The 12,143-nt window shown below is 63.8% G+C and carries 12 protein-coding genes and 2 riboswitches; of the genes, 4 read left to right on the forward strand and 8 right to left on the reverse strand.

What is annotated here, in order from left to right; all coding sequences use genetic code 11:
* Positions 1–42 precede the first annotated feature (42 nt).
* Positions 43–1,560 (forward strand): TadA family conjugal transfer-associated ATPase, encoded by a 1,518-nt coding sequence (locus GGR39_RS07985; protein ID WP_183616650.1) that lies wholly within the window; start codon positions 43–45, stop codon positions 1,558–1,560.
* Between the two features lie 3 nt (positions 1,561–1,563).
* Here GGR39_RS07985 and GGR39_RS07990 read toward each other — a convergent pair whose 3' ends face one another.
* The gene (locus tag GGR39_RS07990; RefSeq protein WP_183616855.1) at positions 1,564–1,770 is read right to left on the reverse strand and encodes a hypothetical protein; all 207 of its coding nucleotides are present in this window, start codon (positions 1,768–1,770) and stop codon (positions 1,564–1,566) included.
* 45 nt (positions 1,771–1,815) lie between these two features.
* Between GGR39_RS07990 and GGR39_RS07995 the strand changes: the two genes are divergently transcribed.
* Positions 1,816–2,724, forward strand: coding sequence for a DMT family transporter (locus GGR39_RS07995; RefSeq protein WP_343055827.1), 909 nt, complete (start codon positions 1,816–1,818; stop codon positions 2,722–2,724).
* Positions 2,725–2,819: 95 nt separating this feature from the next.
* Positions 2,820–2,948, forward strand: a complete 129-nt coding sequence (locus GGR39_RS08000) for an entericidin A/B family lipoprotein (protein WP_183616651.1) — start codon at positions 2,820–2,822, stop codon at positions 2,946–2,948.
* 60 nt (positions 2,949–3,008) lie between these two features.
* On the opposite strand, the gene gcvPB is transcribed toward GGR39_RS08000, so the two are convergent.
* The 4 genes from gcvPB to gcvT form a co-directional block, all read right to left on the reverse strand.
* On the reverse strand, positions 3,009–4,610 hold the full coding sequence (gcvPB, locus tag GGR39_RS08005) for an aminomethyl-transferring glycine dehydrogenase subunit GcvPB (protein WP_183616652.1): 1,602 nt from the start codon (positions 4,608–4,610) through the stop codon (positions 3,009–3,011).
* Positions 4,607–5,965 carry an aminomethyl-transferring glycine dehydrogenase subunit GcvPA gene (gcvPA, locus tag GGR39_RS08010; RefSeq protein ID WP_183616653.1) on the reverse strand — a complete coding sequence of 453 codons (1,359 nt, stop codon included), beginning with the start codon at positions 5,963–5,965 and terminating at the stop codon, positions 4,607–4,609. Before gcvPA ends, gcvPB begins: the two co-directional genes overlap by 4 nt.
* An 82-nt stretch (positions 5,966–6,047) precedes the next feature.
* Positions 6,048–6,419, reverse strand: a complete 372-nt coding sequence (gene gcvH / locus GGR39_RS08015) for a glycine cleavage system protein GcvH (RefSeq protein ID WP_183616654.1) — start codon at positions 6,417–6,419, stop codon at positions 6,048–6,050.
* 10 nt (positions 6,420–6,429) lie between these two features.
* Positions 6,430–7,596, reverse strand: coding sequence for a glycine cleavage system aminomethyltransferase GcvT (gene gcvT / locus GGR39_RS08020; protein WP_183616655.1), 1,167 nt, complete (start codon positions 7,594–7,596; stop codon positions 6,430–6,432).
* Between the two features lie 34 nt (positions 7,597–7,630).
* Positions 7,631–7,750, reverse strand: a riboswitch (glycine riboswitch).
* Position 7,751: 1 nt separating this feature from the next.
* Positions 7,752–7,858, reverse strand: a riboswitch (glycine riboswitch).
* A gap of 314 nt (positions 7,859–8,172) precedes the next feature.
* Between gcvT and GGR39_RS08025 the strand changes: the two genes are divergently transcribed.
* The gene (locus GGR39_RS08025; RefSeq protein ID WP_183616656.1) at positions 8,173–8,604 is read left to right on the forward strand and encodes a hypothetical protein; all 432 of its coding nucleotides are present in this window, start codon (positions 8,173–8,175) and stop codon (positions 8,602–8,604) included.
* Positions 8,605–8,671: 67 nt separating this feature from the next.
* Here GGR39_RS08025 and GGR39_RS08030 read toward each other — a convergent pair whose 3' ends face one another.
* The 3 genes from GGR39_RS08030 to GGR39_RS08040 form a co-directional block, all read right to left on the reverse strand.
* Entirely contained in the window at positions 8,672–9,778 is a 1,107-nt protein-coding gene (locus tag GGR39_RS08030; RefSeq protein ID WP_183616657.1) for an oxidoreductase, read from the reverse strand.
* Positions 9,779–9,974: 196 nt separating this feature from the next.
* Positions 9,975–10,886, reverse strand: coding sequence for a fructose bisphosphate aldolase (locus tag GGR39_RS08035; protein ID WP_183616658.1), 912 nt, complete (start codon positions 10,884–10,886; stop codon positions 9,975–9,977).
* 91 nt (positions 10,887–10,977) lie between these two features.
* Positions 10,978–12,075 (reverse strand): acyltransferase family protein, encoded by a 1,098-nt coding sequence (locus GGR39_RS08040; RefSeq protein WP_183616659.1) that lies wholly within the window; start codon positions 12,073–12,075, stop codon positions 10,978–10,980.
* Positions 12,076–12,143 lie beyond the last annotated feature (68 nt).

Raw genomic sequence — 12,143 nt, forward strand, 5'->3', positions numbered from 1 at the left:
GGCGAGCGCGTAGCGGCGATCGCGCAAGGGGTTGGTGGATCAATGACGGCATTCGGGCGACGCAACGGCATCGGCGGAATGAATCCGGGCGCACGGCCCGCCTTCGGTGTGGCCAAGCCCCTGAAGGGCCCTGCACCCGATCGCGCTCCGCAAGCGCCGCTTCCCGGTGGCGAGCAGTTTCCGCCTGTGCCTGGTGGAGACCTCTTGGCCACGCCGCCGCTGAACCGGGCCGACGATGCGATGTCGCGGCTGGCCGATCGCGCCAATGCGGTTCACGAACAGGCCGAGCAGGACGGCTTCGAAGCCTCGATCCACAAGATCAAGGAGCAGGTGCTGCCGCGCCTGCTGGAACGCGTCGACCCCGAGGCGGCGGCGACGCTGACCAAGGACGAGCTGTCCGAGGAATTCCGCCCGATCATCATCGAGGTGCTGGCCGAGCTGAAGATCACCTTCAACCGCCGCGAGCAGTTCGCGCTGGAAAAGGTGCTGATTGATGAGCTGCTCGGTTTCGGCCCGCTGGAAGAGCTGCTGAATGATCCGGACATCTCGGACATCATGGTCAACGGCCCGAACCAGACTTACATCGAAAAGAACGGCCGCCTGCAATTGGCCGGCATCCGCTTTCGCGATGAGCAGCATCTGTTCCAGATCGCCCAGCGCATCGTCAACCAGGTGGGCCGCCGCGTCGACCAGACGACGCCTTTGGCCGACGCCCGCCTGAAGGACGGCAGCCGCGTCAACGTGATCGTGCCGCCGCTTTCGTTGCGCGGAACGGCGATCTCGATTCGTAAGTTTTCCGAGAAGCCGATCACCATCGACATGCTGCAGGGCTTTGGCTCGATGAGCGAGAAGATGGCGACCGTGCTGAAGATCGCGGGGGCATGCCGAATGAACGTCGTCATCTCGGGCGGTACCGGCTCGGGCAAGACGACGATGCTCAACGCCCTGTCGAAGATGATCGATCCGGGTGAGCGCGTGCTGACGATCGAAGACGCGGCCGAGCTTCGCCTGCAGCAGCCACACTGGCTTCCCCTGGAAACCCGCCCGCCGAACCTGGAAGGCCAAGGCGCGATCTCCATCGGTGACTTGGTGAAGAACGCGCTGCGTATGCGTCCTGACCGCATTATCCTGGGCGAAATTCGCGGCGCGGAGTGCTTCGACCTGCTCGCCGCGATGAACACCGGTCACGATGGTTCGATGTGCACGCTCCACGCCAACAGCCCGCGCGAATGCCTGGGCCGTATGGAGAACATGATCCTGATGGGCGACATCAAGATCCCGAAGGAAGCAATCAGTCGCCAGATCGCAGAGTCGGTGGATCTTATCGTACAGGTAAAGCGCCTGCGGGATGGTTCGCGCCGCACCACCAACATCACCGAGGTGATCGGGATGGAGGGTGACGTGATCATCACGCAGGAACTGTTCAAGTTCGAATATCTCGACGAGACGGACGAGGGCAAGATCATCGGCGAGTTCCGGCCCTCGGGCCTGCGTCCCTATACGCTGGAAAAAGCGCGCCAGTTCGGCTTCGATCAGGCCTACCTGGAGGCCTGCCTCTGATCGTCAGCCGTCCTGCCATAGCTTGATCGCGCCGGCGATCAGCAGGATGGCCAGCACCGTCGACCAGAAGGACACGGCGCGCCAGGGCACGAAGCCCACGCGATCCAGTTCATCGCGGCGCATCCGGGCGCGATCGCCCAGCCATGCCATGATGGAGATCATAGCCGCGATGATACCCGCCGCGGCGCACCATATGCCCGGATTGTCCATCGGCGCGCCTTGCCCGGATTTCATGAGCAATTAAAGCGCGATTGGGTGACTGCTCGCACCGAACGCCCGATCCTGGGTCTCCTTTTTCGCGCCGCCGCGATGCTCCTGATGTCGACGCTGGTGATGCTGCTAAAGCTCGCGGGCGAGCGCGGGATCGCGACGCCTGAGGTGATGTTCTGGCGGCAGGCGACGACCATCCCAATAATGTTCGTCGCGCTGGCGCTGATGGGTCGGCTGGGCAATTTGCGGACCCGTCGCTGGAAAAGCCACGCCGCTCGCGCCGCCGTGGGGACTGCAGGGCTGTTCTGCAATGTGACCGCCGCCGTGATGCTGCCGTTGGCGGAGGCGACGACGATCGGTTTCACGGCCCCGATGTTCGCGGTCCTGGTTTCCGTCCTGGTGATGCATGAGCGCGTCGGCTGGTGGCGGCTGAGCGCCGTGGCGCTGGGCTTTGCCGGCGTCGTGATCATCGCCCAGCCCGGACATGCTCCAGTCCCCCTGCTGGGGATTGTCGCCGGGCTCGGCTCCGCGCTGGTGGTGGCCGTTGCCGCCTTCCAGATCCGAGACCTGACGCGAACGGAAGACCCGATCGCCTGCGTCTTCTACTTCGCGGTGTTCGGCGCGCTGATCGCCTCGCTGATGCTGCCCTTCTATGCCACCCGGCATGATCTGGGGGACATCCTGGTGCTGCTTGGCATCGGCCTTTCCGGTACCGCGGGCCAGCTGCTCATAACCCTGTCGCTGCGGCAGGCAGCCGTCTCCACCGTGATCGTGATGGATTATACCGCGCTGATTTGGTCGACCCTGTTCGGCTGGCTGGTCTGGGACCGGTTGCCACCCAGCGTCACGTGGCTCGGCGCCCCTCTGATCATCGGGGCTGGCCTTATCATCATCTGGCGGGAACACCGCTTGTCGCGCGCGATACCGCCGGCAAATGCGATGGAAGAAGATTGAACCGTCGCAAACGGGAACATGGCGCTGCATCGACTGTTTCGCAGCGCAGGCGCTGAGCTTCGCTCTAGATGCCTGCGCATGCGAAAGGATCAAAAATGCTCAAGAAAGTTGTGTTCGCGCTCGTTGCCGGAAGCATCGCCCTCAGCGCTTCGGCCTGCAACACCGTCAAGGGTGCCGGCAAGGACGTACAGTCGGTCGGTGAAGCGGCAGACCGCGCACTGTAAGTGATTTTGGACGGTTGGCGGGGTCCGCCCCGGCAACCGTCCGAAACTTGCGGCGATGGACTATCGATCGCCGATTTCGCTGGGTGACGGCAACCCGGCAGGCCCCGGCTCCCCCTTCCAGACCAGAATCGGCTTTCGAGCCGCCAGTGTCTCGTCCAATCGGCGACGAGGCGCAAAATGCGGCGCAGAGTGCAAGCTGCGATCCCCTGCCTTGGCCCGTTCCGCCAAGCTACGCAGCGAAGCGATGAAGCGGTCCAGCCCGGACTTGCTTTCGGTTTCGGTAGGCTCCACCAGCATCGCGCCGTGCACCACCAAAGGGAAATAGACGGTCATCGGGTGGAAGCCCTCGTCGATCAGGCCCTTGGCGACATCCTGTGTCGAGAACCCGTCCGCAAATCCCCGATCGCTGAACAGCGCTTCGTGCATGCAAGGACCGCTCTCAGCGAAGGGTGCCTGCAGCACGTCCTCCAGGCTGCGCAGAACATAGTTCGCGTTCAGGACCGCATCCTCCGCCACCTGCTGCAAGCCGTCCGCGCCGTGGCTGAGGATATACGTGAGCGCGCGCGTAAACATGCCCATTTGCCCGTGGAATGCCGACATGCGGCCGAAGCCTTGCGAGTGGTCAAACGCCTGCGCGTTCTCCTCCTCCACCAGATGGATCACGCCATCCGCTGTCTTGGCGGTGAACGGCAAGGGACCGTACGGCGAGAGCGCCTCTGACAGGACCACCGGGCCGGAACCTGGCCCGCCGCCGCCGTGCGGCGTGGAGAATGTCTTGTGCAGGTTGATGTGCATGGCATCGATACCAAGATCGCCGGGGCGGACCTTGCCGACGATCGCGTTGAAATTGGCACCGTCGCAATAGACGTAACCGCCGATGGCATGCACCGCGTCCGAAATCGCCTTCATGTCTGGCTCGAACAAGCCGCAAGTGTTGGGATTGGTGATCATGATCCCGGCGATATCGGGGCCGAGGCGGGCCTTCAGCGCCTCCAGATCGACCCGCCCCGCGGCATTCGCTGGAATGCTTTCGACCTTGAAGCCGGCGAACGCGGCCGTCGCCGGGTTGGTGCCGTGGGCGCTTTCCGGAACCAGGATCACGCCGCGCTGCTCCCCACGCGCCTCGATCGCCGCCTTGATGCACAGCAGGCCACACAACTCGCCATGCGCGCCGGCCTTGGGCGTCATCGCCACGCCGTGCATCCCGGTCAGCGCGATCAGCCAGTGCGCCAGTTCATTGATAACACCCAGCGCGCCCTGCACGCTGGATTGAGGCTGCAACGGATGGACGTCGGCGAAGCCCGGCAGGCGGGAGACCTTTTCATTGAGACGCGGATTGTGCTTCATCGTGCACGAACCCAGCGGGAACGGCCCGAGATCGATCGCATAGTTCTGACGGGAGAGACGCGTGTAGTGCCGTACCGTCTCCGGCTCGGTCAGGCCAGGCAGGTCCGGTGCAGCCTTGCGCAGTGGCAAGCCCGCGACTGGAGCACCTTGCGGGTCATCCAGATCGACGCCGCACTTTTCCCTGCCGCCAATCTCGAAGCTTAGAGGCTCTTCCAGCATCAAGCCGTAATCGCCGCTTTTAGTTGTGAAATTCTCGCCCTGCGGCGTCGTGTCTCCCATCGTCGGTCGCCATCCGGCGGCGTTTGCGGCGCTCATGCCAGCACTCCTGCAAGTTCGGTGGCGAAAGTCTCGATGTCCTCGTCCGTGACGGTCTCGGTAGCGGTGACGAGCAGCCCGTTCGCCAAACCCTCGACGCCCGGATAAAGGCGACCGAGCGAAACGCCGCCCAGCACGCCGCGATCCGCCAGCACCCGCACAACTTCACGCGCATCCTGAGGAAGCAGCAGCGTTACTTCGTTGAAGTAGGTCGTATTCAGGCAGGAAACGCCAGGCACCTTTGCCAGGCGCGCGACCATGGCCTGCGCGCGGGCGTGGTTGACCTTGGCCAGACGGGCCAATCCCTCGCCGCCCAACAATGTCATGTGAATGCTGAAAGCCAGCGCACAGAGTCCTGAATTCGTGCAGATATTGCTCGTCGCTTTCTCACGCCGGATGTGTTGCTCTCGGGTCGAAAGGGTGAGGACGAAGCCACGCTTTCCTTCCGCGTCCACGGTCTGACCGCAAAGCCGCCCCGGCATCTGCCGCACGAATTTTTCGCGACAGCCGAACAGCCCGAGATACGGCCCGCCGAACTGCAGGCCTACGCCAAGCGACTGCCCTTCTCCCACCACGATATCCGCCCCCAAATTGCCCGGAGCTTCGATCAAGCCGAGTGCGACAGGTTCCGTCACCACCGCAATCAGCAGCGCGCCCTTCGCCTGTGCCGCCGCCGCGATCGCCGCGAGATCGGGGATGCGGCCCAGGATGTCCGGGTATTGGACCACGACGCACGACGTATCAGCATCGATAGCGGCAATCACCGCGGCATCGTCCGCCTCAGCCGAAAGCTCGGGCAGGCGCGCGTCGATCGTATCGCCCGTGAAGCGCGCCATCGTCTTCACAACTTGCGCGTAATGCGGATGCAGCCCGCCGGACAGCACCGCGCGTGATTTGCGGGTGATCCGGCCTGCCATCAGGATCGCTTCCCAGCACGCCGTCGAACCATCGTACATCGAGGCATTGGCGATATCGGTACCCAGCAACCGCGCCACTTGCGTCTGGAATTCGAACAGGACCTGCAGCGTGCCCTGCGCGATCTCCGGCTGGTACGGGGTATAAGCCGTCAGAAACTCACCGCGCTGGATCAGGTGATCGACCGAGGCGGGGATGTGATGGCGATAGGCCCCGGCACCCAGAAAAAAAGGCGCGCTCCCGGCCGATAGGTTCTGCGAGGCCAGCCGCGTCATGTGGCGTTCGACGGCCAGTTCATTCGCATGGAGCGGCAGCCCTACGATCGGTCCGGACAAGCGCGCTTCGGCGGGAACGTCGACGAACAGATCATCCACGCTGGTTGCGCCGATGATGCCCAGCATCGCGGCCCGATCATCCGCGGTAAGTGGCAGGTAACGCATGGTTAGCTCCGAAAAAAGGCCAGCCTACTCCCGCTAGGGGAGCGCAAGTTCAACAGCATGTCGCGGAGGGCGCGAAGGCCCGTCAAAGCGCCTCGACGAAAGCCTTGTACGCGGCTTCGTCCATCAAGCCGTCCAGCTCGGCTGGATCGGTCAGGGTCAAGCGGAACAGCCAACCGCCCTTTTCGGCGTCGCTGTTGACCAGTTCGGGCTCATCGGCGAGCGCGGCATTGGCCTGGTCCACGGTGCCGGAAACCGGGCTGTACACATCCGATGCCGCCTTCACGGAATCCACCACCGAGACGGCATCGCCCTTGCCGACGCTCGCGCCCTCGGCCGGCAACTCGACAAAGGTGATATCACCCAACTGGCCCTGCGCGTAATCGGTGATGCCGACCGTGCCGGTATCGCCGTCGACTTCGATCCACTCGTGATCCTTGGTGAAATAGCGGGTCATGAAACAATCCTCAGCGATGATAGCGGTGGGGGACGAAAGGCATGGGCACGACGCTGGCGACAAGACGCTTGCCGCGTACCTCTACCTCAAGAGACGTGTTTTCGGCGGCGCAGGGTCGCTCGACATAGGCCATGGCGATGGGGCGCTGAAGCGTGGGAGAGAAACCGCCCGAGGTGACAGTGCCGACCTGCTGTTCGCCCGACCAGACGCTGGCACCCTCTCGCGCGGCCATCCGGCCCTCCAGGACAAGGCCGACCCGGGTGGTGGCCGTACCGTCGTTCAGCAGCGGGAGTATCCGCTCCGCCCCCAAAAAGCCGCCGTCCTCGCGCCGGCGCTTGGAAAGGGCGAAAGTCAGGCCTGCGGTGACCGGGTCGGTATCGGGCGAAAGGTCGTGGCCATAAAGTGGCAAGCCGGCTTCCAGACGCAGGGAGTCTCGCGCACCCAGGCCGATGGGTTTAACCTGCGGCTGCTCGCAAAGTGCTGTGGCCAGCGCCTCGATATGCTCACCCCGCACGGAAATCTCGAAGCCATCCTCACCGGTATAGCCCGACCGGCTGATACCGAGCGGACGATCGCCCCACAGATAGGGAGCGGCCTGCATGAACTTGAGATCGACCAGTTGCGGCCCGTCCGCCATCGCGGGTTCCAGACCCAACCGGGCCAGCGCCTCCACGGCCTTGGGGCCCTGCAGCGCCAGCAGTCCGTGCTCGTCGAGGTGGTTGAGAGTTATCGTATCGGGCAGATGTTCGCGCAGATGCGCGAGATCGTCCCATTTGGTGGCCCCGTTCACGACAAGGTAGAACGTGCTGCCCCGGTTGGTGACCATCAGGTCGTCGAGAATGCCGCCATTCTCATCCAGCAACAGCGAGTAGCGCAGGCGCCCCGGCTTCAACGCGGATATTTCCCCCGGAAGCAGTGCCTCCAGCGCCTTTGCAGCGGCGGCGTGGTCGCCGTCTTCGCTGGAGATTTCCAGCTGCCCCATGTGGCTGACATCGAACAGGCCAGCACTCTCACGCGTCCAGAGATGCTCGGCGATTATGCCTTCGTATTGCACTGGCATCCAGTAGCCGGCGAACTCGACCATGCGGCCGCCCCGTTCGCGATGCCACAAGTCCAGCGGCAGGCGCTGCGTTTCGAGGACGGCTTCCTCGTCATCAAAGGAATCGATTTCGCTCAAGGCACAGCTCCGCACAGACTTGGCACACCCAACAGGTGCCCCCTCTGTCACGGAAGCCTGAGAGCTTTCCCCCGGTTCCCGCAAAAAGCGGATCGGGGTTACACCTTCGGCGGCCGCCCCCGGACGGGGATCGGCACTTTCCAGAGTATCGCTATCGACGAAGCGCGGTCCTTTTGCCTGAGAGTTTCCGGGGCGGTTGCTCCTTCGGCGTCACCAAGACCCGTTTTCGCGAATCGTCGGCGATCTCTCCCGCGCTGTCAGCGAGTGGCCGGACGGATGCGTGATAGCCTGCGCCAAGTCAACGTGGGCGATGGGACATGTACGCGCATTCCCCGCCACCGGGACTTTTCGGATAATCCGCTTGCCGAACCTACCACATGGTATAGAAAGCCGTTGACAGGCGCGGTTCAGGTTTCTATACCGATAGGTACAGAAGAACGCCGCCGCTCTGTCCCTTCGGCATCAACGTCCTTCTTCATCGGCTCCGGCGCCCGCCGTGCCGGAGCGTGTCCTGATGTGCGTCCCGCCATCCCCCCGCCGGGGCGCACATCAGGGCCTTTTTGGGAGGATTGAGATATGGCATTCGTAAACTTCGCCGATGCCGCTCCTGCGGCTCTACCTATCGCTCACTCGGCGATCTTCGCGATGCGCCGTCCCGAAGCGGTCGAGCCCTACGTCGCGCCGCCGCAGGTCGCGCCGCTCGACGCGCTGGAGCGCCGCGTGATCGAATTGGCGCGGGGCGATGGCATGGAAACACTTAACCCCCGCCGCAAACGCTCGTGGCTCGCCCGGCTGATCCTGGGACCGCAAGCTCCGTCGCCGGTGTTGGCGAACGAGCGGCTGGAGGCGTTGCGCCGCCTGGCCGTACAAGCCTGGCATCACGGCTACACGCTGCCCGCCTCTGCCCTGCACGAAGCCCGCAAGGCCGGCTGGGACGAGCGGCAGATCGGTGCCGTGATCGACATGATCGGCCGCTTGCAGCCTCCCGTCCGGCGCCTCGCCGCCTGACGGCGGACCTGCGCAAACGACGCGGCCCTGATGGGGCGGGCTTCACCACCGAAGCCCGCCCTTTTTCTTAAGCCTTGTCGAACAAGTCGCGATACTGGCGCGGCTGAGACCGCAGGTACTGCGGCGGCGCGGTGACATGCGCACCCAGATGCGCAGCGGCGTGCCAAGGCCAGCGCGGATCGTAGAGAATACCGCGCGCCAGAGCGATCATGTCCGCATCGCCGGTGGCGACGATGGCTTCCGCCTGCTCGAATTCCGTGATGAGACCCACGGCCACTACCGGCATGGTTGTGGCCTGCTTCACCGCGCGGGAGAGCGGCACCTGATAGTTGGGGCCGACGGGGATTTTCTGCGCCGGATCCAGGCCGCCGCTGGAGATGTGCGCGGCGGCGCAGCCACGCTTTTCCAACTCTCGGACCAAGGCGACAGTCTGCTCGGCATCCCAGCCACCCTCGACCCAGTCGGTGCCGGAAAGGCGCACGGTGACCGGTCGATCCACCGGAAAGGCAGCCCGCACCGCATCGAACACCTCCAGCGGGAAGCGCATCCGGTTTTCCAAGCTGCCGCCGTACTCGTCCTCCCGATGGTTGGAGAGAGGCGAGAGGAACTGATGCATCAAATAGCCGTGCGCCATGTGCAATTGCACCGCTGCGATATCCAGGCGCGCGGCGCGCCGGGCGGCATCGGCAAAGGCCTGCACCAGCGCCGCGATCTCCGCCTTGTCCAGCGCCAGCGGCGCGGCCTCTCCCTCGGCATAGGGAGCGGGCGACGGCGCACGGGTCTGCCAACCGTTCACGTGATCGGCCGGAATTTGCTTCTCACCCAGCCATGGCACATCCGTAGAAGCCTTGCGTCCGGCGTGCGCCAACTGGATCGCGATCGGCATGTCGGAATAGGAACGCACTGCCTTCAGCGTGCGAGCCATTGCCGCTTCGGTGGCATCGTCCCAAAGACCGACATCGGCGTAGCTGATGCGCCCTTCGGGCACCACCGCCGTCGCCTCGATCGTCAGCAACGCGGCGCCCGACAGCGCGAGATGGCCGAGGTGGATCGTGTGCCAATCAGTCATGCAGCCATCCACGGCGGAATACTGGCACATCGGGGCGATGACGATGCGGTTGGCAAGCGAGAGACCGCCGACCTCAATCGGCTCGAACAACTTGGGTGAAGGCACGGCGATGCTCCCGGAGAATTTTGCAAAACGGGGACTTGGTATCGCAGGCGCCCTCTCACAAGGCGCTGACAGCCGCGCTTATTGGCAAGACGGTTGCATGAAGCGGCAGCGAGGATGAGACGGACCGCCTCAACGCACGAAAAAGGGCGACGCTCCGCTCGAAGCGCCGCCCCCAGATCGGTACTCGAAAATTCGCTCAGGCTGCGGCTGCAGCCTCGACCTTCTGCGTCGAACCCTTGTAGATTTCGTCGATCGCCTCGCCCAGCGCCTTGTCGAACTCGTCGTCGGTCATCTGCGAGCGCAGATCCTGCAGCAGCGCGCGGCTGAAGCTGGCGATGATGCCCTTGTTCCTGGACAGTTCGACGCACGCTTCGGGGCGCTCGTAACCGCCGGAAAGCGCGACGACGCGCAGCACCTTGGGATGCTCCACCAGCGGATCGAACGTGCCGGGCTTCACCGGCAGCGACAGCTTGAGCATCACTTGAACGCCCTCGTCCAAGCCGTCGAGGCCCTTGAGGATTTCCTGAAGCAGGATCGCGTCACACTCGGCGCGGGTCTCGCTCTTGATGTTGATCTCGGGCTCCAGCATCGGCATCATGCCGTGGCTGAGAACCTGCAGGCCGATCTCGAACTGCTGCTTCACGATGGCGGCAATGCCTTCCTGGTTGGCCGAGTTGATCACCGACCGCTCCTTGGTGCCATAAACGCCCAGCGTCTTGGAGCGCTCCAGCAGCGCGTCCAGCTCCGGCATCGGCTTCATCAGCTGCACGCCGTTGGCCTCGTCTTCCAGACCCTTGTCGATCTTGATGAAGGGAACCACGCCCTTCGCAATCAGCGCCTGCGGGGTGGGCACGCCATCGACCTTGCCATCCATGGTGCGCTCGAACAGGATCGCGCCGATCACCTTTTCACCGGTGAAGGCGGGCGATGAAATGATGCGGCTGCGCATGTCATGAATCAGGCCGTACATCTCGGCCTCAGTGCTCCACGCGCCCTCCTCGATGCCGTAGCCCTTGAGAGCCTTGGGTGTCGAACCACCGCTCTGGTCGAGTGCCGCAATAAAGCCTTTGCCTGCGGCCATCTTCGCCGTCATGTCGGAGGTCTGCATGATCTTCCCCTGTATTGGATCGCTGAACTTTGGCGACGTCTATCCGCCACCCGCTTTTTTCGCAACTGCGGCAATGGCGGACTGTACCATTTCAGGCGCCCACCGTTTGCCGGCGATTATCCGTCTGGCGCAGCAGCGCTGACAGCTTGCGGCGTAGCGGCAAGTCATACCACCGCACCGCCGCCCAGGACGCGATCAGCATCAGCGCCATGAACAGCGTCGCTGCCGGAATCGGTGCCAGGCCGACATACCGCACGGCCGCACGCATCGGTTCGATGAAGGACCAATGCACCGCGTAAAGCGCATATGACGTCTCGCCAATGAACGCCGCGGCGGGCGCGATGAAGCGTACCGGTTCGATCCGGCTGCCCAGGAATACAAGTACTGGCGAGAAGAACAGGATGATCGACAAGTCGTAGATGGCGAACCATTCGCGCGGCATCGGCATGGCCAGTAACACCACGATTGCGAGGATACACGCCACGCCCAGCCAGTGGGCGGGCCGCCCGTGGACAGCACCGCGATCCGGCAGCATGGCAATGATGATCCCTAGCGTGAAGGAGAATGCCGTACGCATCAGCGCGATGCCATGTTCCCCCCACAAGGCGCCAATATTGCCCGAGCCGTTGTCCAGGATGATCGGCACCATGCCGATCGCCGCGACAATACAGATCGCCGGCAGGGCAAACCTGGGCAGGCGGAAAATCAGCACGATCAGCGCCAGATTGGCCACCACCTCGAAGAACAAGGACCAGGACGGCACGTTGAACGGATAAAGCGGCAGCGTTGCCGGTGATGGCAGCATTGCCGCGTTGAACAGCGTGGCATTCAGCAACTTGCTCGCCGCCACCGGACGGTGCGGGTCACCCACCATGAGTTGCTGCACCGCCAGCGCTATACCCAGCAGCAGCCCCAGAAGAAACAGAGGATAGAGCCTGGCGAAGCGCTGCGCCATGAACCGACCAACACTCAAGCCCGCCCGAAACCGGGGTAAATAGCTGCGATAAAGAACGAAGCCGGACAGCACGAAGAAGAAGTCCACCGCAACGTAGCCATGAGGCATCAGGTAGATATCGAAATGAAACAGCGCGACCGCGATCGCTGCCAGCCCGCGCATCCCGTCCAGCGTGACGTAACGCGCCGGTGACTGCGCGGTCACGCCGGGGCTGGTATCCGGAAGACCCGTCATGGAAGCGCCAACTCAGCGCTGGCTAGGGCCTGATGATATGAAGGCCTTGGCCGCTGCCCCAGACGTAT

The sequence above is a fragment of the Novosphingobium fluoreni genome (genome assembly GCF_014196615.1).
Lineage (GTDB): Bacteria > Pseudomonadota > Alphaproteobacteria > Sphingomonadales > Sphingomonadaceae > Novosphingobium > Novosphingobium fluoreni.

Coding starts and splice junctions, on each gene's coding strand:
- GGR39_RS07990 (WP_183616855.1), bottom strand. CDS start 1,770: ATGGACAATCCGGGCATATGGTGCGCCGCGGCGGGTATCATCGCGGCT.
- gcvH (WP_183616654.1), bottom strand. CDS start 6,419: ATGACCCGCTATTTCACCAAGGATCACGAGTGGATCGAAGTCGACGGC.
- GGR39_RS08035 (WP_183616658.1), bottom strand. CDS start 10,886: ATGCAGACCTCCGACATGACGGCGAAGATGGCCGCAGGCAAAGGCTTT.
- GGR39_RS08025 (WP_183616656.1), top strand. CDS start 8,173: ATGGCATTCGTAAACTTCGCCGATGCCGCTCCTGCGGCTCTACCTATC.
- GGR39_RS07985 (WP_183616650.1), top strand. CDS start 43: ATGACGGCATTCGGGCGACGCAACGGCATCGGCGGAATGAATCCGGGC.
- GGR39_RS08040 (WP_183616659.1), bottom strand. CDS start 12,075: ATGACGGGTCTTCCGGATACCAGCCCCGGCGTGACCGCGCAGTCACCG.
- gcvPB (WP_183616652.1), bottom strand. CDS start 4,610: ATGAGCGCCGCAAACGCCGCCGGATGGCGACCGACGATGGGAGACACG.
- GGR39_RS08000 (WP_183616651.1), top strand. CDS start 2,820: ATGCTCAAGAAAGTTGTGTTCGCGCTCGTTGCCGGAAGCATCGCCCTC.
- gcvPA (WP_183616653.1), bottom strand. CDS start 5,965: ATGCGTTACCTGCCACTTACCGCGGATGATCGGGCCGCGATGCTGGGC.